Annotated in this window: 18 protein-coding genes and 1 riboswitch; of the genes, 12 read left to right on the forward strand and 6 right to left on the reverse strand. The window is 67.3% G+C overall.

Annotated elements, in window-relative coordinates:
- The first annotated feature begins 3 nt into the window (after nucleotides 1-3).
- From murD to ftsZ, 8 genes are all read left to right on the forward strand, one after another.
- Complete coding sequence (gene murD / locus ACOYR4_RS04135; RefSeq protein ID WP_422848737.1) at nucleotides 4-1920, forward strand: UDP-N-acetylmuramoyl-L-alanine--D-glutamate ligase; 1917 nt, start codon at nucleotides 4-6, stop codon at nucleotides 1918-1920.
- A complete protein-coding gene (gene ftsW, locus ACOYR4_RS04140) occupies nucleotides 1917-3185 on the forward strand; it encodes a putative lipid II flippase FtsW (protein WP_015012554.1) in 1269 nt (422 codons plus the stop codon). Before murD ends, ftsW begins: the two co-directional genes overlap by 4 nt.
- The gene (murG, locus tag ACOYR4_RS04145; RefSeq protein ID WP_422848738.1) at nucleotides 3182-4246 is read left to right on the forward strand and encodes an undecaprenyldiphospho-muramoylpentapeptide beta-N-acetylglucosaminyltransferase; all 1065 of its coding nucleotides are present in this window, start codon (nucleotides 3182-3184) and stop codon (nucleotides 4244-4246) included. The genes ftsW and murG overlap by 4 nt, the downstream gene beginning before the upstream one ends.
- Nucleotides 4243-5676, forward strand: a complete 1434-nt coding sequence (murC, locus tag ACOYR4_RS04150; protein ID WP_422848739.1) for a UDP-N-acetylmuramate--L-alanine ligase — start codon at nucleotides 4243-4245, stop codon at nucleotides 5674-5676. The genes murG and murC overlap by 4 nt, the downstream gene beginning before the upstream one ends.
- Complete coding sequence (locus tag ACOYR4_RS04155) at nucleotides 5673-6662, forward strand: D-alanine--D-alanine ligase (protein ID WP_422848740.1); 990 nt, start codon at nucleotides 5673-5675, stop codon at nucleotides 6660-6662. Before murC ends, ACOYR4_RS04155 begins: the two co-directional genes overlap by 4 nt.
- Entirely contained in the window at nucleotides 6662-7465 is an 804-nt protein-coding gene (locus tag ACOYR4_RS04160) for a cell division protein FtsQ/DivIB (protein ID WP_422848741.1), read from the forward strand. Before ACOYR4_RS04155 ends, ACOYR4_RS04160 begins: the two co-directional genes overlap by 1 nt.
- A gap of 107 nt (nucleotides 7466-7572) precedes the next feature.
- Nucleotides 7573-8802 carry a cell division protein FtsA gene (gene ftsA / locus ACOYR4_RS04165; protein ID WP_015012559.1) on the forward strand — a complete coding sequence of 410 codons (1230 nt, stop codon included), beginning with the start codon at nucleotides 7573-7575 and terminating at the stop codon, nucleotides 8800-8802.
- A gap of 151 nt (nucleotides 8803-8953) precedes the next feature.
- The gene (gene ftsZ, locus ACOYR4_RS04170) at nucleotides 8954-10195 is read left to right on the forward strand and encodes a cell division protein FtsZ (RefSeq protein ID WP_209816169.1); all 1242 of its coding nucleotides are present in this window, start codon (nucleotides 8954-8956) and stop codon (nucleotides 10193-10195) included.
- 144 nt (nucleotides 10196-10339) lie between these two features.
- Here ftsZ and ACOYR4_RS04175 read toward each other — a convergent pair whose 3' ends face one another.
- A complete protein-coding gene (locus ACOYR4_RS04175) occupies nucleotides 10340-12121 on the reverse strand; it encodes a methyl-accepting chemotaxis protein (protein WP_422848742.1) in 1782 nt (593 codons plus the stop codon).
- Between the two features lie 194 nt (nucleotides 12122-12315).
- On the opposite strand from ACOYR4_RS04175, the gene lpxC reads away from it, so the two are divergent.
- The 4 genes from lpxC to ACOYR4_RS04195 all read left to right on the forward strand — a co-directional run bounded on the left by lpxC (nucleotide 12316) and on the right by ACOYR4_RS04195 (nucleotide 17471).
- Nucleotides 12316-13239, forward strand: a complete 924-nt coding sequence (lpxC, locus tag ACOYR4_RS04180) for a UDP-3-O-acyl-N-acetylglucosamine deacetylase (protein ID WP_015012562.1) — start codon at nucleotides 12316-12318, stop codon at nucleotides 13237-13239.
- A 12-nt stretch (nucleotides 13240-13251) separates the two neighbouring features.
- The gene (locus ACOYR4_RS04185) at nucleotides 13252-13428 is read left to right on the forward strand and encodes a hypothetical protein (protein ID WP_015012563.1); all 177 of its coding nucleotides are present in this window, start codon (nucleotides 13252-13254) and stop codon (nucleotides 13426-13428) included.
- 55 nt (nucleotides 13429-13483) lie between these two features.
- Nucleotides 13484-13606: riboswitch (TPP riboswitch) on the forward strand.
- Between the two features lie 114 nt (nucleotides 13607-13720).
- A complete protein-coding gene (gene thiC / locus ACOYR4_RS04190; protein WP_422848743.1) occupies nucleotides 13721-15625 on the forward strand; it encodes a phosphomethylpyrimidine synthase ThiC in 1905 nt (634 codons plus the stop codon).
- Between the two features lie 196 nt (nucleotides 15626-15821).
- On the forward strand, nucleotides 15822-17471 hold the full coding sequence (locus ACOYR4_RS04195; protein ID WP_422848744.1) for a methyl-accepting chemotaxis protein: 1650 nt from the start codon (nucleotides 15822-15824) through the stop codon (nucleotides 17469-17471).
- 66 nt (nucleotides 17472-17537) lie between these two features.
- On the opposite strand, the gene ACOYR4_RS04200 is transcribed toward ACOYR4_RS04195, so the two are convergent.
- From ACOYR4_RS04200 to gspL, 5 genes are read right to left on the reverse strand one after another with little or no spacing between them, the layout of a single operon-like run.
- Nucleotides 17538-18926 (reverse strand): GspE/PulE family protein, encoded by a 1389-nt coding sequence (locus ACOYR4_RS04200; protein WP_110961377.1) that lies wholly within the window; start codon nucleotides 18924-18926, stop codon nucleotides 17538-17540.
- A 20-nt stretch (nucleotides 18927-18946) separates the two neighbouring features.
- Nucleotides 18947-21226, reverse strand: a complete 2280-nt coding sequence (gene gspD / locus ACOYR4_RS04205) for a type II secretion system secretin GspD (RefSeq protein ID WP_422848745.1) — start codon at nucleotides 21224-21226, stop codon at nucleotides 18947-18949.
- Between the two features lie 4 nt (nucleotides 21227-21230).
- The gene (gspN, locus tag ACOYR4_RS04210) at nucleotides 21231-22043 is read right to left on the reverse strand and encodes a type II secretion system protein N (protein ID WP_422848746.1); all 813 of its coding nucleotides are present in this window, start codon (nucleotides 22041-22043) and stop codon (nucleotides 21231-21233) included.
- A 41-nt stretch (nucleotides 22044-22084) separates the two neighbouring features.
- The gene (gspM, locus tag ACOYR4_RS04215) at nucleotides 22085-22639 is read right to left on the reverse strand and encodes a type II secretion system protein GspM (RefSeq protein ID WP_422848747.1); all 555 of its coding nucleotides are present in this window, start codon (nucleotides 22637-22639) and stop codon (nucleotides 22085-22087) included.
- Nucleotides 22636-23922 (reverse strand): type II secretion system protein GspL, encoded by a 1287-nt coding sequence (gene gspL, locus ACOYR4_RS04220; RefSeq protein WP_422848748.1) that lies wholly within the window; start codon nucleotides 23920-23922, stop codon nucleotides 22636-22638. The genes gspM and gspL overlap by 4 nt, the downstream gene beginning before the upstream one ends.
- Between the last annotated feature and the right edge of the window lie 64 nt (nucleotides 23923-23986).

Below are 23986 nucleotides of genomic sequence, written 5' to 3' on the forward strand. Positions count from 1 at the left end.
GCCATGTCCCCGTTGGCAGGGGCCGGGGTGGGCGCGGACGGCGCTCCCGAAGGCGATCCTGGCATGCAGGCCCCTTTGCCCGTAGCGCCCGCTGAGCCAGCAGAGCTCGCAGTGCCTGAGGCGAATCCGGCGCAGGATGTTGCCGCAGCAGGCAGCGAGGCCACAGACGCTTCGCCCGCAGCCAAAAGCACCAGCACCGCCTGGAACCCCGAGGCCGTGCCCGCCGTCTCCGCCGCGAAGGCAGCGGCGGACTTTGTGGCGCAGATCTTTGCCGAGGTGACCGCCCCCGAACCGGGCGCTGCGGACAGCGCGGACGTTGCCGAGACCGCTGAGGCCGATGAGCCCACCACGCCCCATGTGCCCGCAGGCCCGGCGCGCGAGGGCGTTGCGAACCTGCTGCAAGGCCAGCACATCCTGATCCTGGGCCTGGGCGCCTCGGGCATGGCGATGGCACGCTGGTGCGTGCGTTGCGGCGCGCAAGTCACTGTGGCCGACACGCGCGCTGCCCCGCCGCAACTTCCCGCGCTGCAGCAGGAGCTGCCCCGGGTGCGTTTTGTGTCGGGCGCATTCGATACCAGTCTGGTGCAGGGGCAGAACTTGCGCGCGGTCTATCGTTCGCCAGGGCTGAGCCCCGATGCAGTGGCTCCTGTTATGCAAGCAGCTCAAGCAAACAACATCAGCACTGGCGGTGAGTTGAGCCTGTATGCCACGGCCCTGGCCGCGCTGCGTGCATCGCATGCGTATGCCCCGGCTGTGCTGGCCATCACCGGCACCAACGGCAAGACCACCGTGACCTCGCTCACCGGTCAGCTGGTGGAACGCTCGGGCAAACGTGTGGCCGTGGCCGGCAACATCGGTCCGACCCTGCTCGACACACTGGCAGAACACCTGGATTCCGACACATTGCCCGATGTGTGGGTGCTGGAGCTGTCGAGTTTTCAGCTGGATGGCGTGAATGGGGGTGAAGGCGGCTTCGAGCCCACAGCCGCCACGGTGCTCAACATCACGCAGGATCACCTGGACTGGCACGGCAGCATCGAGGCCTACGCTGCGGCCAAGGCGCGCATCTTTGGCCAGACGGGCTTGATGATCCTGAACCGCGAAGACCCTGCGGTGATGGGCATGCTGCCACCGCCCGTCAAGGTCAAACTGCAAAAGCCGCAGGTGCGCGCGCACATCACTTTTGGTGGCGACATGCCCCGGCGTCCGGGCGACTTCGGCATTGAGGTGGTCAGCGGCATGCCCTGGCTGGTGCGTGCCATGGATGCAGACGAAACCCGCAAGCGTGGCCGCAACGAGGTTGAAGAGGACCTGCATATCCAGCGGCTCATGCCAGCGGATGCGCTGCGCATCCGGGGGCGCCACAACGCCACCAATGCCTTGGCGGCGCTGGCGCTGGTCACGGCAGCGGGCTGCCCGCTCGCGCCCATGCTGTACGGCCTGCGCGAGTACCGGGGCGAGCCGCACCGCGTGGAACCCGTGGCCATCATCCATGGCGTGGAATATTTTGACGACAGCAAGGGCACCAACGTAGGCGCCACGGCGGCAGCGTTGGTCGGGCTCGGCACGGAGCGGCGTTTGGTGGTCATTCTGGGCGGAGAAGGCAAGGGGCAAGACTTTGCGCCTTTGGCCGCCCCCGTCGCGCGCTATGCACGTGCGGTGGTGCTGATCGGCCGCGACGCACCGCTGATCCGCGCTGCGCTCCAGGACGCCGGCGTGCCGCTGCTCGATGCGGGCACCTTGCCGGAGGCCGTCGCACTGGCAGCGCAGCGCGCCCATTCGGGCGACGCGGTGCTGATGTCGCCTGCCTGTGCCAGCTTCGACATGTTCAAGGACTACGAGCACCGCGCCCACGTCTTTTGCGAGACCGTGCGGGCGATGGCTGACGATGCGGGCCAGTCGGCGGAGGGCATGCAATGACAGCACCCGCCAGCACCTTGCTCCAACGCGTGACCGGCTGGTTCGGTGGCCTGCCCGGCAAGGCGGCCGATGTGTTGCCCGTGCGTGTGGGCGGCACCGAGTACCGCCAGTCGTCCAGCACGCCCGCGAGCGTGCTGGGCTTTGACCAAGCCCTGCTCTGGGTGGTGGTGGCGCTGCTGGCCTGGGGGCTGGTGATGGTCTATTCGGCGTCGATTGCCATGCCGGACAACCCGCGCTTTGCCAACTATGCGTCCACCCATTTCCTGACCCGCCACATGATGTACCTGGTGGTGGGCTTTGTGGCGGCGCTGTTGGCGTTCCAGGTGCCCATGGCGCTGTGGGAGCGCGTGGCGCCCTGGTTGTTCATTGTGGCCCTGCTCATGCTGGTGGCGGTGCTGATCCCTGGCGTGGGCAAGGTGGTCAACGGCGCGCGCCGCTGGTTGTCCATCGGGCCGGTGGGCTTCCAGCCGTCCGAGGTGGCCAAGTTCGCGGTGCTGATCTATGCCGCCGACTACATGGTGCGCAAGATGGAGGTGAAGGAGCGCTTCTTCCGTGCCGTGCTGCCCATGGGCGCCGCGGTGGCCATCGTCGGCGTGCTGCTGCTGGCCGAGCCCGATATGGGCGCCTTCATGGTGGTGGCCGTAATTGCCATGGGCATCCTGTTCCTTGGCGGTGTGAATGCCCGCATGTTCTTCTTGATCGCAGGGGTGCTGGTAGGTGCCTTTGCGTTGATGATCGCCAGCTCCCCTTGGCGCCGCGAGCGCGTGTTTGCCTACCTCGACCCTTTCAGCGAACAGCATGCGCTGGGCAAGGGCTACCAGCTGTCGCACTCGCTGATCGCCATCGGGCGGGGCGAGGTGTTTGGCGTGGGGCTGGGCGGCAGCGTGGAGAAGCTGCACTGGCTGCCTGAGGCGCACACCGACTTCCTGATGGCCGTGATAGGCGAGGAGTTTGGCCTCGTGGGTGTGGTGGCGCTCATCATCCTGTTCCTGTGGATGACCCGCCGCATCATGCACATCGGCCGGCAGGCCATTGCGCTGGACCGGGTGTTCTCCGGCCTCGTCGCACAGGGCGTGGCGATCTGGATCGGCTTCCAGGCCTTCATCAACATGGGCGTGAACCTGGGCGCACTGCCGACCAAGGGGCTCACGCTGCCGCTGATGAGTTTTGGCGGGTCAGCGATTCTGATGAATCTGGTGGCGCTGGCGGTGGTGCTGCGGGTCGATTACGAGAATAAGCTCCTCATGCGGGGAGGTCGCGTATGAGCACGCAGAAGACCGCCCTCATCATGGCTGGTGGAACCGGCGGCCACATCTTCCCCGGCTTGGCTGTGGCCGAGGAACTGCGCGCACGCGGCTGGCGTGTGCACTGGCTGGGCGCGCCCGGCAGCATGGAGTCGCGCATCGTGCCGCAGCACGGCTTTGCGCTGGAACTCATCGATTTTTCGGGCGTGCGCGGCAAGGGGCTCGTCACGCTGGCGCTGTTGCCGCTGCGCCTGCTGCGTGCGTTCTGGCAGGCGCTGCAGGTCGTGCGCCGTGTGAAGCCCGACGTGGTGGTGGGCCTGGGTGGCTACATCACCTTTCCGGGCGGGATGATGGGCGTGCTCGCGGGCAAGCCCCTGGTGCTGCATGAGCAGAACTCGGTGGCGGGCATGGCGAACAAGGTCCTGGCAGGTGTGGCCGACCGGGTGTTCACCGCCTTCCCCCAGGTGTTCAAGCAGGGCCAGTGGGTGGGCAACCCCCTGCGCACCGCCTTCACGCAGCAGCCGGGCCCGGCCGAGCGGTTTGCAGGCCGCAGTGGCCCGCTGCGCCTGCTGGTGGTGGGCGGTAGCCTGGGAGCGCGTGCGCTCAACGAGATCGTGCCCCAGGCCATTGCGCTGATGCCTGCCGACCAGCGCCCCACCGTAGTCCACCAAAGCGGTGCGGCGCAGATCGATGCGCTGCGAGCCAACTATGCCGCCGCGGGTGTCGAGGCAGAGCTGACGCCTTTCATCGACGACACCGCCAGCGCGTTCGCAGCGGCCGACATCATCGTCTGCCGCGCGGGTGCGAGCACCGTCACCGAGATCGCGGCCGTGGGCGCTGCGTCCATCTTTGTGCCCTTCCCGTCGGCCGTGGACGACCACCAGACCACCAACGCGCAGTTCCTGGTGAATGCGGGCGGCGGCTGGCTGGTGCAGCAGCGCGACCTGACGCCGCAAGGGTTGTCTGAAATGCTATTGAAATTGGAGCGGTCCACGCTTGTGGATGTAGCGCTCAAGGCCAAAAACATGCAAAAAATCAACGCCACCCGCGAAGTGGTGACTGCCTGCGAGGAGTTGGCATGAAACACGCGATTCGCCACATCCACTTCGTCGGCCTGGGCGGCGCCGGCATGAGCGGCATTGCTGAAGTGCTGTTCAACCTGGGCTACCGCATCTCGGGCTCGGACCTGGCCGACAGCGCCACGCTGCGCCGCCTGGCCGACCTGGGCATCAAAACCTGCCTCGGCCACGCGGCCGCGCACATCGATGGTGCCGACGCCGTGGTCACGTCCACAGCAGTCACATCGGACAACCCCGAAGTGCTGGCCGCACGCGAAAAGAAAATCCCCGTGGTGCCGCGCGCGCTGATGCTGGCCGAGCTGATGCGCCTCAAGCAGGGCATTGCCATTGCGGGCACGCACGGCAAGACCACCACCACCAGCTTAGTGACCAGCGTGCTCGCCGAGGCGGGACTGGACCCGACTTTTGTGATCGGCGGCAAGCTCAACAGCGCGGGCGCCAATGCCAAACTGGGCAGCGGCGACTACATCGTGGTCGAGGCCGATGAGTCCGATGCGTCGTTCCTGAACTTGCTGCCCGTGATGGCGGTGGTGACCAACATCGACGCCGACCACATGGAGACCTACGGCCACGACTTCGGCCGGCTCAAGGGCGCGTTTGTGGACTTTCTGCACCGCATGCCGTTCTATGGCACGGCCATCCTGTGTGTGGACAGCCCCGCCGTGCGCGACATCCTGCAAAGCGTGACCTGCCCCGTCACCAGCTACGGCTTCGCGGAAGACGCCCAGGTGCGTGCCATCAACGTGCGTGCCGAGGCCGGCCAGATGCGCTTCACGGTGCAGCGGCGCAACGGCGTCACGCTGCCCGACATGGAGGTGGTGCTCAACCTCGCGGGCGAGCACAACGTGCTCAACGCGCTGTCGGCCATTGCCGTGGCGGTGGAGCTGAACATCCCCGACGACGCCGTGCAGCGCGCGCTGGTGGGCTTCAAGGGCGTGGGCCGGCGCTTCCAGCGCTATGGCGATCTGCCCGCGAAGGACGGCGGCACCTTCACCGTCATCGACGACTACGGCCACCACCCTGTGGAGATGGCTGCCACGCTGGCGGCCGCACGCGGCGCGTTCCCCGGGCGGCGCCTGGTGCTGGCCTTCCAGCCGCACCGCTACACCCGCACGCGCGATTGCTTCGAAGACTTCGTCAAGGTGATCGGCCATGCCGACGCGGTGCTACTCACCGAGGTGTATGCCGCAGGCGAGGCGCCAGTCGTGGCCGCCGATGGACGCTCGCTGGCCCGTGCCCTGCGTGTGGCAGGGCGCGTGGAGCCGGTGTTTGTGGACAACGTGGCCGATCTGCCCCAGGCCATTGCCGACAACGCACGCGCGGGCGACGTGGTGATGTGCATGGGAGCCGGCTCCATTGGCGCAGTGCCCGGCAAGGTGGTTGAGATGCTACAAAATAATGAGCTGAAAGCGCATGAAGGGAGCGCACCATGACCCTTCCTGAATCGAATATCGACGTGAAATCGCTGGGCAAGGTCGCCGTCCTGATGGGCGGAGACTCGGCTGAGCGCGAGGTCTCGCTCATGTCGGGCAGCGGCGTGCTGCAGGCGCTGCGCTCGCGCGGCGTCGATGCCCATGCGTTTGACCCTGCGCAGAATGCGCTGGGCGATTTGAAGCGCGACGGCTATGCGCGCTGCTTCATCGCACTGCATGGCCGCCATGGCGAAGACGGCACGGTGCAGGGCGCGCTGGAGCTGCTGCGCATTCCGTACACCGGCCCCGGCGTGATGGCGTCGGCGATCGCCATGGACAAGGTCATGACCAAGCGGGTGTGGCTGGCCGAGGGCCTGCCCACGCCGCGGTACGTATGGTTGGCCCCTGACCGTCAACAGCGTGAAGTAGTGCGCACCGTGCCCGACGAGCTGGGTCTGCCGCTGATCGTGAAGCCGCCGCGCGAAGGTTCGTCCATCGGCGTGACCAAGGTGCGCGGCTTCTCGGACATGCAGGAGGCCGTGCAGCTCTCTGCCCAGTACGACCCCGACGTGCTGTGCGAAGAGTTCATAGAAGGCGAAGAGGTGACCTGCCCCGTGCTGGGCCAGGGCGCCAGTGCCCGCGCACTGCCGGTGATCCGCATCGTGGCGCCCGATGGTGCCTACGACTACCAGAACAAGTACTTCACCGACGACGTGAAGTACCAGTGCCCGAGCGGCCTGCCTGAGGCCGAAGAGCGCGAGATCCAGCGCATCGTGCTGGAGGCCTACCGCACCCTGGGCTGCCGGGGCTGGGGCCGTGCCGACCTGATGATCCGCGCGAGCGACCGCAAGCCCTTCCTGCTGGAGATGAATACATCCCCTGGCATGACGGGCCACTCGCTGGTGCCTATGTCGGCCCGTGCCTCGGGCATCAGCTACGAAGAGCTGTGTCTGCGCATCCTTGCGGATGCGGCCCTCGACACGCCCACAAAACCAAAGGCCGCCTGATGACCCAGACGCTGCCCGCACCCCTGGACGTCAAGCTCATGAACCTGACCGCGTCGGTCCTGTTCGTGGGCTGCGCCATGGCCGTGCTGGCGGCGGGCGCGTGGTGGGTGCTGCGCTACCCCGGCTTTGCCATCGCACGCATCGTGGTGCAGGGCGAACTGGTGCACAACAACGCGGTGACGCTGCGGGCCAATGTGGCGCCGCACCTGGTGGGCAACTTCTTCACGGTGGACCTGCGCGCGGCGCGCGAGGCCTTCGAGCAGGTGCCCTGGGTTCGCCGCGCGCAGGTGCGGCGGGTCTACCCCGGCAGCCTGCGCGTGGAGTTGCAGGAGCACGACGCCGTGGCGTACTGGGGCCCGGACACCGGCTCGGCGCTGGTCAACAGCCAGGGCGAAGTCTTCGAGGCGAATGTCGGCGATGTGGAGCAGGAAGGTCTGCCGCGCCTGCAAGGACCTGCAGGCAGCTCGGCCGAGGTGCTGCAGATGTACGGACTGCTGGAGCCGGTGTTCCAACCCCTGGGGCTGGACGTGGAAGAACTGGAGCTGACAGGGCGGGGCGGCTGGCGCGCCACCCTCGACAGCGAGGCTGTGGTGGAGCTAGGCGGCGGCACGCCGCAGGAAGTGGTGCAGCGCACGCAGCGGTTTGTGCGCACCCTCACCCAGGTGGCCGCGCAGTACGGCCGCCGCGTGGATGCGCTGGAGTCGGCAGACCTGCGCCACGCCGGGGGCTACGCGCTGCGCCTGCGGGGCGTGACCACGGTGAATGCAGACGCAGCCGGCGCCACGGCCGTGCGCAAGAGGTGATGGCATGAGGAACAACAGGACTGGACGCAGCATGCTGCAGGCCCGGAGAGGGCGGTGTGAGGGCTTGGTGGGACAGCGGGACAGAACCGAGAAGGGCAGAGACTGATATGGCAAGAGAATACAAAGATGTCGTCGTGGGGCTGGACATTGGCACCGCCAAGGTCATGGCCGTGGTGGCCGAGGTTCTGCCCAATGGCGAGCTGAAGCTCGCAGGCTTGGGCGTGGCCCCGAGCAATGGTCTCAAGCGGGGCGTGGTGGTCAACATCGATGCCACGGTGCAGAGCATCCAGCAGGCCCTGAAAGAGGCCGAGCTGATGGCGGACTGCAAGATCCAGCGCGTCTACACCGGCATCACCGGCAGCCACATCCGCGGCCTCAACTCCAGCGGCATGGTGGCTGTGAAGGACAAGGAGGTCACGTCGGCCGACGTGGCGCGCGTGGTGGAGACGGCCAAGGCCATCAACATCAGCAGTGACCAGCGCCTGTTGCTGGTGGAGCCGCAAGAGTTTGTGATCGACGGGCAGGATGTGAAGGAGCCCATCGGCATGAGCGGCATCCGCTTGGAGGCCAAGATCCACATCGTGACCGGCGCGCAAAGCGCGGCCGAGAACATCATCAAGTGCGTGCGCCGCTGCGGCCTGGAGGTCGAGCAGCTCATGCTGAACCCGCTGGCCAGCAGCCAGGCCGTGCTGACCGACGACGAGCGCGAGCTGGGCGTGGTGGTGGTGGACATCGGCGCAGGTACGACGGATGTGGCCATCTTCACGGGTGGTGCGATCCGCCACACGGCGGTGATCCCGATTGCGGGCGACCTCATCACCAGCGACATCGCGATGGCGTTGCGCACCCCTACGAAGGACGCCGAAGACATCAAGGTCGAAAGCGGCTACGCCAAGCAGCTGCTGGCCGACCCCGAGGCGCAGGTGGAAGTGCCCGGCCTGGGCGACCGCAGCCCGCGCATGCTGAGCAAGCAGGCGCTGGCCGGTGTCATCGAGCCGCGCGTCGAAGAAATCTTCTCGCTCGTGCAGCAGGTGGTGCGTGAGTCGGGTTACGAAGAAGTGCTGTCGTCGGGCATCGTGCTCACGGGCGGCAGCTCGGTGATGCCCGGCATGATCGAACTGGGCGAAGACATCTTCCTCAAGCCCGTGCGGCGCGGCATTCCCAAGTATTCGAGCGCGCTGGCGGACATGGTGGCCCAGCCCCGTGCGGCCACCGTCATGGGCTTGCTGGAAGAGGCCCGACTGGCGCGCCTGCGCGGCTTCAAGGTGGCCCAGAAGAGCGGGTCGATGAAGACCGCGTTCGGGCGCTTCAAGGATTTCATCGTGGGGAATTTCTGACCATGAAATACCCACTCTGGTTAGCCCGTGGTAGTCCGCACGGCACTGCACGAGAGCGATGGCGATGTACAGGACCGCCACGCACTACAAGAAAAATGATCCCATCTCTCAATTGGCAATTGCATACGAATTTAGAACCAGGAGCTCCAAGATGACCATCGAAATGATCGAAGCCGAAGAATTCAACCAGGGCACCCAGATCAAGGTGATCGGTGTGGGCGGCGGCGGCAGCAATGCCGTCGAGCACATGATTGCCCGCAGCGTCCAGGGCGTGGAGTTTGTCAGCGCCAACACCGACGCGCAGGCGCTTACACGCAGCTCGGCCCACCGCGTCATCCAGCTGGGCAACAGCGGGCTGGGCGCAGGGGGCAAGCCGGAGAAGGCCCGCGATGCGGCCGAGGCGGCGGTGGCCGATATCCGTGAAGCCATCTCTGGCGCCCACATGCTGTTCATCACCGCGGGCATGGGCGGCGGCACGGGCACGGGCGCGGCGCCCGTGATCGCGCGCGTGGCCAAGGAGATGGGCATCCTCACCGTGGGCGTGGTCACCAAGCCTTTCGACTGGGAAGGTGGTCGCCGCATGAAGAATGCGGACGATGGCCTGGCCGAACTGGAAGCCAACGTGGACTCGCTGATCGTGGTGCTCAACGAAAAGCTGCTGGACGTGCTGGGCGACGACATCACCCAGGACGAAGCCTTTGCGCACGCCAATGACGTGCTCAAGAACGCCGTGGGCGGTATCGCTGAAATCATCAACGAATACGGCCAGGTGAACGTGGACTTTGAAGACGTGCGCACCGTGATGGGCGAGCCCGGCAAGGCCATGATGGGCACGGCCACGGCGAGCGGCCCAGACCGTGCACGCATCGCTGCCGAGCAGGCGATTGCCTGCCCGCTGCTCGAAGGCATCGACCTGTCGGGCGCCAAGGGCGTGCTGGTGCTGGTCACGGCCAGCAAGGGCAGCCTCAAGCTGTCTGAGTCGCGCCAGGCCATGAACACCATCAACGCCTACGCATCCACCGATGCGCATGTGATTTTCGGCGCCGCCTACGACGAAAGCCTGGGCGATGAGATCCGCGTGACGGTGGTGGCCACGGGCCTGTCGCGTGCCAATGCACGCCGCCAGCCCATCTCGGTGGTGCAAGGTGGTCTGCGCACGGGCACGGACAATATGGCCTACCAGATGCCCGTCGCCGGTGTGGGCACGCTGGGTGCCGCTGTGGGCGTTCCTGGCGGCCATGCGGGCAGTGCCCAGGCGGACTACGGCAGCATGTCGGTGCCCAGCGTGTGGCGCACCAACCGTACGCAGGCTGCAGCCCGCGTGGATGCCCTGTCGTCCGGCGGCATGGATGACCTGGAGATCCCCGCCTTCCTGCGCAAGCAGGCAGACTGAGAGCCCCGCTGATCGCACTCCGCCGCCCCTTGATGGGGGGCGTAAAACAAAAAGCCCTGCCAGCGCAAGCTGGCAGGGCTTTTTTACTGATGTAGCGTGCTTCAGCGCGCGTTCAGGCCTGGGTGGCCCCAGGCCTCTCAGCGATCAGAAAGACTCCCAGTCATCGTTGTTGTCTGCCGCAGGCTTGGGGCTGCTGGCCTTGGGGGGCAATGCCGCCGCTGGGGCGGGTGAAGGCGCCGCAGGGCGAGGGGCTGCCGGCGCCTTGGCCAGGGCTGGGCGGGGTGTTGCGGCGCGCACTGCAGGAGCCACGGCGGGGCGTGGCGCGGCTGCGGGCAGGCTGGCCGGGGCGGGCGCGGAGGTGCTGCCGTTCACACGGAAGAGCGCCACCACCTGGGTGAGCTTCATGGCTTGCTCGCGCAGACTGTCGGCGGCGGCGGTGGATTCTTCCACCAGCGCCGAGTTTTGCTGGGTCATCTGGTCCAGCTGGTTCATGGCGGTGTTGACCTGCGCAATGCCCTGGCTCTGCTCCGACGTGGCGGCACGGATCTCGCCAATGATGTCGGTCACGCGCTGCACGCTGGCCACGATCTCCGTCATGGTGGCACCCGCATTGCCCACCAGGGCCGTGCCGGACTCCACCTTTTCGACCGATGCGCCGATTAGCGACTTGATCTCCTTGGCGGCTTCGGCGCTGCGCTGCGCCAGGCTGCGCACCTCGCCGGCCACCACGGCAAAGCCCCGGCCCTGCTCGCCGGCACGGGCGGCCTCCACGGCGGCATTGAGCGCCAGGATATTGGTCTGGAACGCGATGCCGTCGATGACACCGATGATGTCGCTGATCTTCTTGCTGCTGGCATTGATGTCCTGCATGGTGGAAACCACCTGCGACACCACCTCGCCCCCGCGTGCCGCCACTTCGGCGGCGGACGTGGCCATCTGGTTGGCGGTCTGGGCGGAGTCGGAGGTCTGCTTCACCGTGCTGGTCAGCTCCTCCATGCTGCTGGCCGTGGTCTGCAGGTTGCTGGCCGTGTCTTCGGTGCGGTGGGCCAGGTCATTGTTGCCTTGCGCAATTTCGCTGGATGCGGTGGCAATGCTGTCGGTGGCCGAGCGCACTTCGGTCACCAGCTTGCGCAGCGAGGTCACCATGTGGGCGAGGCCGTCCAGCATGGAGCCCGGAGGGGCGGCCGGAATCTGCGCGTCCAGGTTGCCTTCGGCCACCTCGGACATGATGGCAATGGCATGGGTGGGCTCGCCGCCAATCTGGCGCAACACCGAGCGCGAAACCAGCAGGCCGATCACCCCCACCGCCACAAACACCGCCAGCACCAGCGCCAGGCTCGACCACAGGGCCTGGCGCAGCATCACATCTACGTCGTCTGTGTACAGCCCGGAGCCGACCATCCAGTTCCAGCCATCCACCTTGACGATGTACTGCAGCTTGGGCACGGGCGTCTGCTGGCCGGGACGCGCAAACATGGTGGGCACAAAGGCCTTGCCATCCTTGCTGTTGCGCATGCCGTTGACCAGCAGGCCGATGATGTCCACGCCCGAACCGTCCTTGACCTTGCCGAGCATGTCCTGCCCGTCCCATTCGGTCTTGAAGGGGTGCATCACGCCCACGCCCTCCGTGGTCCAGATGTAAAAATATTCGGTCTTGCCCTCGGGGCCGCCGTAACGGGCAATGCGCAGGGCGTCCTTGGCGGCTTTCTGCGCGTCTTCCACCGACATGGCGCCGCTGGCGGCCTTGGCCTGGTAGCCGACCACGATGCTGTGGGCGGACTGTACGGCGGTGGTCAGCATGTCCTTGCGGGACTCGGTGATCAGCCGTCGCTCCTGGAGGAGGGACAGGATGGCCATGATCAGCAGCGCCGTAAGCGCTGTGCCGATCATGAGCATGACCTTCATCTTGAAACTGAGTTTGCTCATGGGAGTCTCCTGCGGGGCGGGTGTAGTGAGTTCATGTCGTGTATTTTCAAGGCCCTCAGAGTGCAAATTGTGCGACCAAGCATGGGGCCTGCACAGTAGGTGAAAACGCGGCGGTAGCTCTACGTACGCGTCTCTGAAGGGCTGACAAGACCTCGGCGCATGCGGGGCGGCGGCGCAGAAACTAAAATGCGCGGATGCTTCAGCAACGCACCCTCAAGACCCTGACCCGCGCCGTAGGCGTGGGTCTGCACAGCGGCCAGCGGGTCGAGTTGACCCTGCGGCCCGCGCAGCCGGACACGGGCATCGTGTTCCGGCGGGTGGACCTGCCGCAGCCGGTAGACATTCCCATCCGTGCCGAGGCGGTGACGGACACGCGGCTGGCGTCCACCATCGCGGTGGGCAATGCCAAGGTGCACACCGTGGAGCATCTGATGTCGGCCTGTGCGGGGCTGGGCATTGACAACCTCTACGTGGACATTACGGCTGAAGAGGTCCCCATCCTCGACGGGTCTTCGGCCTCGTTCGTGTTCTTGCTTCAAAGCGCCGGGGTGGAGCTGCAAAACGCGCCCAAGCGCTTCATCCGCGTCACCCGCCCCGTGGAGGTGCGCGAGGGTGAAGGCGCCAACGCCAAGTGGGCGCGCCTCACGCCGTACCACGGCTACAAGCTCAGTTTTGAAATCGACTTCGACCACCCCGCCGTAGACTCCACCGGCCAGCGTGTGGAGTTTGACCTGGGGCAAGGCAACTACAGCCGCGACATCGCTCGCGCGCGCACCTTTGGCTTCACCCGCGATGTGGAGATGATGCGCTCCAACGGCCTGGCGCTGGGAGGCGGGCTGGACAACGCCATCGTCATGGACGACTACAAGGTGCTCAACAGCGACGGCCTGCGCTACGACGACGAGTTCGTGAAGCACAAGATCCTGGATGCCATGGGCGACCTGTACCTGATTGGCAAGCCGCTGCTGGCCGCCTACAGCGCCTTCCGCTCGGGCCATGCCATGAACAATTTGCTGCTGCGCGAGCTGCTGGCCCAGCGCGATGCCTGGGAAGTGGTCACCTTCGAGGATGAGCGCCAGGCACCCACCGGCTTTGCGCAGCCTGCGCGTGCCTGGTAGGGCCCGTTGGCCATGTTGATCTTTCGCTGGCTGGCCATGCTGCTGCTTTTGGCGGCCGCCGTGTCATTTGCGTTTTATGCCGGCACCGGGCAGCCGCGCTACAAGCGCCTGGGGCTCGTCATTCTCAAGTGGACGGTGATTGCCGCTGTGTTCTTTTTTGCAGTGATCCTCATCGGCCGCCTGGCCTGATGTATCGGCTGATGCGCGGGCTCTGCGGGCCCGTTATTTCCTCTGCCCTATACTCGCGCCTGCTCCGGGGTGTGCTGATGCGCTGAGATGCAAGGGCCTGAAGGAATTCAGGCGAGCTTGCGAACCCGACGAACTTGATCCGGTTCATACCGGCGGAAGAAGAGCCGACCTCCTTGTCCCCGTGCCCGCAGTCCCTGTGGGCACGCCATGCCCCAGGCGCCGCAGCACCTGGGGGGCGCACAGGTCCATTCCGGAGCAGACCCCACCGCCACCGGAACCAGGAGACCTGCCCATGAACGCCCCCGACCCCCACGCCCAGCTCGCTGCCTCCGAAAAGTTTGCCGAGCTGCTCGCCCGCACCCGCGAACCCTTCCCCGCATCGCGCAAGGCCTATATCCCCGGCCAGTTGCACACCGACCTGCGCGTGCCCGTGCGTGACATCGCGCTCACCAATGGCGAACTGGTCAGCGTGTACGACACGTCAGGCCCCTACACCGACCCGAGCGCTGTAATCGACGTGCGCCAGGGCCTGGCCAGCGTGCGTGGTGGCTGGATCACCGGCCGTGGCGATGTGGAGCACTACGAAGGCCGTGCGCCCGTGGCGCTGGACGACGGACAAAAGAGCGAAGACGCCACCCGCCTGGCCCAGCTGCGCGCCGAGGCCGCCGCCCTGCAGCGCAAGCCCCTGCGTGCCAAGGCAGGCGCCAACGTCACGCAGATGCACTACGCCAAGAAGGGCATCATCACGCCCGAGATGGAATACGTGGCCATCCGCGAAAACGGCAAGCGCGAGTGGATGGCGCAGTACATGGCCGATGAAGCCCGTGAGAAGCGCCTGATGGGCAACCCGATGGGTGCCAGCATCCCGCGCATCATCACGCCCGAATTCGTGCGCGATGAAGTGGCCCGGGGCCGCGCCATCATCCCCGCTAACATCAACCACCCCGAGGTGGAGCCGATGGCGATTGGCCGCAACTTCCTGGTCAAGATCAACGCCAACATCGGCAATTCGGCTGTCACATCGAGCATCGAGGAAGAAGTGGAAAAGCTCGTGTGGGCGATCCGCTGGGGTGCTGACAACGTGATGGACCTGAGCACCGGCAAGAACATCCACACCACACGCGACTGGATCGTGCGCAACTCGCCCGTGCCGATCGGCACGGTGCCCATCTACCAGGCGCTGGAGAAGGTGGGCGGCATCGCCGAGGACCTGACGTGGGCGATCTTCCGCGATACGCTGATCGAGCAGGCCGAGCAGGGCGTGGACTACTTCACCATCCACGCGGGCGTGCGCCTGGCCTACATCCACCTCACGGCGCAGCGGCGCACGGGTATCGTCTCGCGCGGCGGCTCCATCATGGCCAAGTGGTGCATGGCGCACCACCGCGAGAGCTTTCTGTACGAGCACTTCGAAGACATCTGCGACATCATGAAGGCATACGACGTGTCGTTCAGCCTGGGCGACGGCCTGCGCCCCGGCTGCGCCTCGGACGCCAACGACGAGGCGCAATTTGCCGAGCTGCACACGCTGGGCGAGCTGACCCAGGTGGCCTGGAAGCACGACGTGCAGACCATGATCGAAGGCCCCGGCCACGTGCCCATGCACATGATCCAGGCCAACATGACGGAGCAGCTCAAGACCTGCCACGAGGCGCCGTTCTACACCCTGGGCCCGCTGACCATCGACATCGCGCCGGGCTATGACCACATCGCCAGCGCCATCGGCGCCGCCATGATCGGCTGGATGGGCACGGCCATGCTGTGCTACGTGACGCCCAAGGAACACCTGGGCCTGCCCGACCGTGACGATGTGAAGCAAGGGATCATTGCCTACAAGATCGCGGCCCACGCGGCCGATGTGGCCAAGGGCCACCCCGGGGCCCGCTCGCGCGACGATGCGCTCAGCCAGGCGCGCTTCGACTTCCGTTGGCAGGACCAGTTCAACCTGGGCCTGGACCCCGAAACGGCCAAGGAATACCACGACGAGACCCTGCCCAAGGACTCTGCCAAGGTGGCGCATTTCTGCTCGATGTGTGGCCCTAAGTTCTGCTCGATGAAGATCACCCAGGAAGTGCGCGACTTTGCTGCGCAAAAGGGCGTGGCCGAGGCCGAGGCCCTGGCGCAGGGCATGCAGGCCAAGGCGGTGGAGTTCCAGCAGGGCGGCGGCGAGCTGTACATCCCCCTCAAGCCCGTGTGATGGCAGCGGCGCAATAAGCGCAGCTACTGGCCCCGAGGATTCCCTGAAACAGGGCCCCGGGGCCGTGCTTACCCTGTGCGGCGGACGACCTGGCCCGGCATATAGTCCCGCCCACCCCCGGCCCAGAAGGTAGGGGGTGTGAGTGGCACCAAATTTGCTATGCTGGACTATCTGTTAAAAAATGTAAGGAAGAGCCATGAACGCTCTCGGCCGCTTCTCCATCCGCACGCGTCTCTACTTCGGAACCGTCTTCTCCCTGATCCTTCTGGTCGTCATCGGTGCCATGGGCTACGTAGCCCTGGACCGCACGCGCGGCACCCTGCAAGTGCTGTTTTCAGAGCGCGTGCAGACGCTGACCGACATGTCCGAGCTGCGCACCACCCTGGGTGACCTGCGCCGGACCGAAAAAGACATCATCATCAACTTCAACAACTCGGTCGAGGTCTCTGCCCTGCGCGAGTCCTGGGCCAAGACCCTGACCTCCCTGCGCAAGCGCCTGGCCGATGTGCGCCAGGTGCAGTCGGGCGATGCCGATTTTGTGGCCTCCATCGACAAATCGCTGGACGAGATCAAGCAGTACGAAACCGGCATTTCGCCCATCTTCGAGAAGATCGAAGGCGCGCAGCTGGACGGTGCGGGTGGCGGCGCCTACGCCGATCGCCTGAAGGTCCACATGGAGGCCACCGACAAGCTGTTCTCCAGCCTCGCGGACTCGGCCCGTGCGCAGATGGACGAGGCCCGTGCGGGCGTCGAATCACGCACCTCCACCATGGCCGCGCTGATCGGCCTGGGCCTGGTGCTGGCACTGGCCGTGCTGATTCCTCTCACGTTCTTCAGCGTGCGCTCCATCACCAAATCCCTCGGGCAGGCACAAGAGCTGGCCGAACGCATTGCCAGCGGCGACCTGTCGCGCGATGTGGCGGCCATGAACCAGGACGAAGTGGGCCAGCTGGTGGGCGCCATGGGCCGCATGCAGGACTCGCTGCGTGACCTGGTGCGCCAGGTGCAGGACGCGGCGGGCAACATCTCCACCGCCAGCTCCGAGATCGCCAGCGGCAACCACGATCTGAGCCACCGCACCGAGCAGACGGCGGCCAACCTGGAGGAAACCGCGTCGTCAATGGAGGTGCTGACCAGCACCGTGCAGCAAAGCGCCCAGGCCTCGCGCCAGGCCAGCGACTTCGCGTCGACCGCTGCCGAGGTGGCCGCACGCGGCGGCGCCGTGGTGTCGCAGGTGGTGACCACCATGGACCAGATCACCACCAGCTCGCGCAAGATTGCCGACATCACGGGCGTGATCGATTCGATTGCGTTCCAGACCAACATCCTGGCGCTCAACGCCGCTGTGGAAGCTGCCCGTGCCGGTGAGCAAGGCCGCGGCTTTGCCGTGGTGGCCAGCGAGGTGCGCAACCTCGCGCAGCGCAGCGCCGAGGCCGCCAAGGAGATCAAGGGCCTGATCGGTTCGTCGGTGGAGCGGGTGGAAGACGGCTCGCGCCTGGTGAGCCAGGCCGGTCAGACCATGACGGAGATCGTGAGCAGCGTGCGGCGTGTGTCCGACATCATTGCGGAGATCACAGCCTCGTCGGCCGAGCAGAGCGACAACATCGGCCAGATCAGCCAGTCGGTCACCCAGCTGGACCAAATGACGCAGCAGAACGCGGCGCTGGTGGAGGAATCCACCGCAGCGTCCGAGTCGCTGCGTGAGCAGGCCCACCACCTCAACAGCGCGGTCAGCCAGTTCAAGCTGCAGGATGGCGCATCGCCCTCGGCCACGTTCAACACCCCCGTTGCCGCAGCACCCGCCGTCGCCCAGGTGGCGCGCCGACCTGCGTTGCAGATCCGGTAATTTCAGGTGTTTTTGGCTGGTAGTGCTAGTGCTTCATGCGCTAGCAGCTATCAGATGTATAGCAAATCAGTCCCGCGTCACCCGCAGCACTTCTTCGCGGCTGGTGATGCCGGCGGCAATCAGGCGTTCGCCGTCTTCGCGCATCAGTGCCATGCCATCGGCCATGGCGGCGGCGCGGATGTCGGCCTCTGACGCCTGGGCGTGGATTTGCGCGCGGATCGCGTCCGTGGTCACCAGCAGCTCGAACACGCCGGTGCGGCCGGTGTAGCCGGTCTGGCCGCAGTGCTCGCAGCCCGCGCCGTGACAGTGGCTGCAGAACTTGCGCACCAGGCGCTGGGCCAGCACGCCCAGCAAAGACGACGACAACAGGAACGGCTCCACGCCCATGTCCGTCAGGCGCGTGACGGCGCTGGCAGCATCGTTGGTGTGCAGCGTGGCCAGCACCAGGTGGCCGGTCAGCGACGCCTGGATGGCGATCTGCGCGGTCTCGAAGTCGCGGATTTCGCCGATCATGATGATGTCCGGGTCCTGCCGCAGGATGGCGCGCAGGGCCTTGGCAAAGGTCAGCTCGATCTTGCTGTTGACCTGGGTTTGCCCCACGCCGGGCAGCTCGTATTCGATGGGGTCTTCCACCGTCATGATGTTGTTGCGCGTGGCGTCGAGCCGGCCCAGCGCCGCGTACAGCGTGGTGGTCTTGCCCGAGCCCGTGGGGCCCGTCACCAGGATGATGCCGTGCGGCTGGCCGATCAGGCCCTCGAAGCGGTGCAGGGTGTCGCCCTGCATGCCCACGGCTTCCAGGCTCAGCTTGCTTTCGCTCTTGTCCAGCAGGCGCAGCACCGCGCGTTCGCCATGGGCGCTGGGCAGGGTGGAAACGCGCACGTCGATGGCTCGGGTGCCCAGGCGCAGGCTGATGCGGCCGTCCTGGGGCAGGCGTTTTTCGCTGATGTCCAGGTCGGCCATGATCTTCAGGCGCGAGATCAGGGCCGCGTGCAGCGCGCGGTTGGGCTGCACCACTTCGCGCAGCGTGCCGTCCACCCGAAAGCGCACGCTGCTGTGGCGCTCGTAAGGCTCGATGTGGATGTCGCTCGCGCCGTCGCGTGCGGCCTGTGTGAGCAGGGCGTTGAGCATGCGGATGATGGGCGCGTCGCCAGCGGACTCCAGCAGGTCTTCCACCGCCGGTAGCTCCTGCATCATGCGAGAGAGGTCGGCATCGCTCTCGACCTCGCTCACCACGGTGGCAGCGCTCGATTCGCTGTGCGAATAGGCTGCGCTGATGCGCTGGGCCAGGGCCGGGGCATCCAGCGGCAGCAGCTGCTGCACCGGGTGCTTGCGCAGCACTTCGGACAGCGCGCCCGCGTCGGGGCTGGGGCCGTGCCACAGCACCAGCTGGTGGCCGTCGTCCTCCAGCAGCAGCTGGGCGGTGCGGGCAAAGGCGTAGGGCAGGGGGTGGCGCATGGGGGGCGGCTCTTCTCTTCTCAGCGTGGCGAAGTCTCTGCGGGCAGCGGGGCTAGCGGCTGCGCCGGCACGGTGGCTGCGCCGGGCTCTGTGCGCTGTGGCAGCGCGGGCAGGATGGGCGCGCCGGACACCGACTTCATCACCACGCTGGGGGCGGGCTGCGTGGTCTGCTGCAGCGCGCGGATGGCCTCGTAGCGGTCCATCATCAACGCGTCGCTGGTGGCGTTGTCGCGCACCACAATGGGGCGCAGGAACACCATCAGGTTGGTCTTGTTGCGGGTGCGGTTCTCGCTGCGGAACAGGTTGCCCAGCACCGGGATGTCGCCCATCACCGGCACCTTGTCCTGGCCTTGCGAGTAGCTGTCTTCCAGCAGGCCGCCGATCACGATGATGTTGCCGTCGTCCACCACCACGTTCGACTCGATGGAGCGCTTGCTGGTGGTGGGGCCGTTGGCGTTGCTCAGCGTGGCGGTGTCGATCTTGGAGACCTCCTGGTAGATCGCCATCTTCACCGTGCCGTTCTCGCTGATCTGCGGGCGCACCTTCAGCATCAGGCCCACGTCCTTGCGCTCCACCGTGGTGAACGGGTTCACCGTGCTGCTGCCCGTGCTGTTGGCGTACGAGCCGGTCACGAAGGGCACGTTGTTGCCGATGATGATGCGCGCCTCTTCGTTGTCCAGCGTCATCAGGTTGGGGGTGGAGAGCACATTGGCGTCGCCGCTGTTCTGCAGAAAGTTCGCCAGCGCGCCCAGGTAGTACTGGCCGTTGACGCGTGGCGCCAGCGCCAGGTTCAGCCCCTTGCCCAGCGAGCTGGCCGCCGAGGCGATGGAGGTGGTGGAGCCCGAGGCCAGCGCGGCCGTGACTCCCAGGATGTTGGCGCCCGCCTGGCCGGAGTTGGTACCGATCACGCCCACGGTACCATCACCGTTCTTGCCCAGAACGCCTTGCCACTGGATGCCGAACTCGGCCACCTTGTTGGCGGAGACCTCGACGATCAGGCTCTCGACCAGCACCTGCGCGCGGCGGCCGTCGAGCTTGTCGATCACGTCGCGCAGCTGGCGGTACAGCGGCTCGGGCGCGGTGATGATGAGCGAGTTGGTGGTGGGGTCGGCCTGGATCTGCCCGCCGGTGGAGGGCTGGTTGTTGTTGGTACTGCTGGTGCCCATGGCGCTCGCGCTGGAGCCCAGGCCGCCGGTGCTGCTGCTGCCGGACGAGCTGCCGTTGGTGGACAGCATGCCGCCGGTGCTCAGCCCCGTGCTGGGTGCGGGCGCGCTGGCGCCACCACCGCCGCTGGCCGCGCCGCCATTGTTGCCGCCCATGGCCGCCATGGCGGCGCGCAGGGTGGTGGCCAGCTTGGTGGCGTCGGCGTTCTTGAGGTAGACCACATGGATGTTGCCGCTGGCGGCGCTGCTGCCGGGCGCAGGCGCCTGGTCCAGCTGGGCCACCAGGGCGCGCACCTGGGCCACGCGGGCCGGGTTGGCGGCGCGCAGGATCAGCGAGTTGCTGCGCGGCTCGGCAATCAGGGTGGTCTTGAACGACGTGTCGGCCTGGCCGGGCGCGGCCGCAGCGGCGGCGCCTCCGTTGGCGCTGCCGCCGTCGATCAGACGCGACACCAGCGGTGCCAGGTCGCTGGCAATCGCGTTCTTGAGCGGAATCACCTCCACATCGCTGGCGTTGGACACATCCATGGCCGCCACGATGCGCGCCAGGCGCTGCAGGTTGTCGGCATAGTCGGTGATCACCAGCGAGTTGTTGCCGGGGTTCACGTTGATGGTGTTGTTGGGACTGATGAGCGGGCGCAGCACCGGCACCAGATTGGCCGCGTTCTCGAAGTTGAGCTTGAAGATCTGCGTGACGATCTGTCCGCCGCCGGGCGCGCTGCCCGCGTTGCCCTGCACCACGCTCACGCTGCCGCCCTGCAGCTTGGCGTCGGCCTCGGGCACCACTTTGTACAGGCCGGCTGCCTCCACCACCGTGAAGCCTTGCAGCCGCAGGGCGGCCAAGAACTGCTGGAACGCGGCGGCGGGTGTCACGGCGCGCTCGGTCACCAGGTTGAGCTGGCCTTTCACGCGCGGGTCCACCACCACGTTGCGGCCGGTGATGGTGGCCATGGTGCGGGCCACAGCCTCGATCTCGGCGTTGGCGAAGTTGAGCGTGACGGGTTCGCTGGGGCGCACGCTGCCGGTGCGGGTGTCCACCGCCGTTTGGGCGCCAATTTGGCCGCTGGCGCAGGTAAGTATTGCGCTGGCAGCTATTGTTTTGAGAGTAAAGCGCAGGCGTGGAGCAAACAGGAAAGTCATAGATTCAACCCACGGTGATGATGGAGCGCGCGCCATTGCGCCGTCCGATGATGTTCAGAAGATTGGACAGTGCGGCCTCCCGCTCGGGGGCGGCACTGGCCTCGCCCGCAAAGCGCAGGCGGTTGCCCACCCACTGGCCGCTGCCGCTCAGTTGCAAGGCCCCGTCGAGGGTGCTGAGGGCGAGCGTGGGCACCTCGCCGCCCTGCAGCACCAGCCGGTAGCTGCCCATGGGGCGCAGGGTGGACAGGCGTGAGGACATGGCCCGCGCATCCAGCTGGGCCTGGCCCGACAGCACCATGCGGCCAGCGGCCCATTGCACGGCCAGTGCGCGGGTCTGCAGCGCCAGCTGGCCCTGCGGCTGTAGCGTGTTCCAGGGGGTGCCCAGGCCCGCCAGCAAGGCGGCGGGCCACTGGCTCTGGCCGTCGGCCAGGGTGATTTGCGGGCCGGCCCAGCGCAGGTGCACCTGGGCCTGCAGGGGCTCCGCCGTGCAGCAGCCCGCTTGCAGCCGGGCGCGCAGACCGCCCCATGTGGGACGCAGCTGCCAGTCCACCCGGCCGGGCAGGGCGGCGCTGTCTTTGCTGGCCTGGCCGCCGGTCAACACCAGCTGGGCCGATCCGGTCCACACCGTGCCGCGTGGCTGCAGCAACTGCACCTGCCCCTGGGTGGCGCGGGCCACGCCGCCGGCCAGCCAGTGCGCAGGCGCAAAGGCCACCACGGCGGGCAGCACGCCCACCAGCGCACCGGCCCATGCCCAGCCCCACGCTGTGCGGGGGGCGGAGCGGGGGGCGGGGCGTGTCGGACGGAGGTTGCGGGCCACGGTGGGGAGGGTGTCGTTCAGGGCGGTGACGCAGCGGCGGGTCAGCGGGCGGGTGCGGCGGGCAGGGCCAGCACCACGGTGCCATCCCAGCGGGGCATGGCCACGGGCGTGCTGCCCAGGGTGACGGGCGCATTGCCAGTCGGCGCCGCAGCAGCAGGAGCAGCGCTGCGGGTCAGGCGTGCTTCGAGCGGCGTGGCGCGGGCATTGCTGCGGGCCTGGGCCAGCCACTGGGCCAGCGCGTCGGCCGATGCGCCTTTGAGCGTGACCGTGGCGCGGTCGCCCGCCATGTTGAGCTGTGCCGTGTTGCCCAGGCGCTGCGTGAGGGCGGTGCGCAGCGCGCCCACGGCATCGCCGGGGCTTGTGGCGGGGGTGGCCTGCAGCTGCTGGGCCTCGGCCTGCAGGCTCTGCATGCGCTGCAGTTGGGCATCGAGTGCGGCGTGCCGTGCGGGCGCGGCACGCAAGGTGCCGAGTGCGGGGGCGACGGCCACCCACCACAGCAGGGCCAACGCCACCACGGTGCTGGCGGCCAGCACCAGGTTCTGCTCGCGGGGCGCCAGGGCTTTCCAGCGGTCCTGGAGGGCGGAGGGTTGGGTCATGGGCTCACCTCGGTGCGCAGCAACAGGCTGCCATCGTCCATGCGGGCGCGGTAGCCGGCGGCTTGCAGGCGGCCAGACACCACAGATTCTTCATCGGGCGCCAGGGTCACGCCACGCAGGCGCAGCTCGCCGGGCGTGTATTCGATGCTGCTGGGCAGGCGGCCATCGGGCAGCGCCGCACCGGCTGCTGCCAGCAAGGGCTCCAGGTCCCGCGGCGACACGCTACCGGCGGCCTGCCGCAGCTGGGCGAGTTCGCGTTCCATCTGCACTGGCGCATCGACGACCACCTGCACCTTGGGGAAGGTCTGGGTCAGGGTGTTGCGCACGCTGGCCTGCTTGGCGGTCAGTGCCTGCCGTTCTTGCCAGGCCCAGGCGTTGAGCCCCACCAGGTGCGCCACCACCAGCACGCCAGCGCCCCAGCGGGCGGCACGCCACTGCGGGGCGTACAGCGCCGCACTCAACGCGCTACCCACCTTGCGCAACGCGCGGGTGCTGCTGGTGCTGGAGAGGTCGAACTGCGCCAGGTCCCAGTCGCCACGGGCGGCATCGAGCGCGCGCTGGCTGGTGGTGTGCAGGGCAATGCGTTGGCCTTGCTGGCCCAGGGTGCGTTCGGCCAGCGCGGCCACGGCGGGCTCTGCGCGGACCACGAGGGCTGGGTCGTCGCCAGCCTCGGCGGCCGGCAAACCGGTACGCGCCAGGGTCAGGGCCATGGGCGTTAGCGGCAGCACGGCCACGCCCTGTTCGGCGCCGTGGCCGGTGAGCACCACGTAGGCCTCTTCGGGCGTGCCCAGGGCACACAGCTCGGGCTGGCCGCTGGCCGTGGGGCCCGGCGCAAATTCGGGCACCACGCGGGCCACGCGGCGGCCTGCGGCCTCCAGCGCCTGCAGGTGCTCTCGCAGCCAGGCGCGGTCGCACACGGCCACCCACACTGGCTCGCCAGCCTGCGCACGGCTTTGTGCGCCGGGTTGCAGCGCAAAGTGCAGCTGGCTGGCATCGTCCAGCACGCGGTCTTCAAGCAGGCCTTCAAGCACCGAGCGCAGCCGGGGCGTCTGCTGGCCTGCGCCCAGCGGCACACCGGCCGGCATGGTTACGCGTTGCCACGACAGCGCCCGTGCGGGCACCACGGCCACGACCTCGCCGCCGGGGCGGGTGGGCTCGGGCAGCAGGGCAGCGGGTGCGGTGGCGTGCTGGAGGGCGGAATGGCCGTCTGCCGTGAGCGTGTAGGCGTACTCGGAGGCGGGTCCCGGGCGTGCCGGCGGCAGGAAAAGGATCAGGGTGCTCATGGGCGGGTTTTGCGGGCCATTTTAGGGGGCGGGCGTGACACGGCGGCGGTGTGGGTGGTGCGGT

Source organism: Acidovorax sp. M14, from assembly GCF_049331375.1.
Taxonomy (GTDB): Bacteria; Pseudomonadota; Gammaproteobacteria; order Burkholderiales; family Burkholderiaceae_C; genus Acidovorax.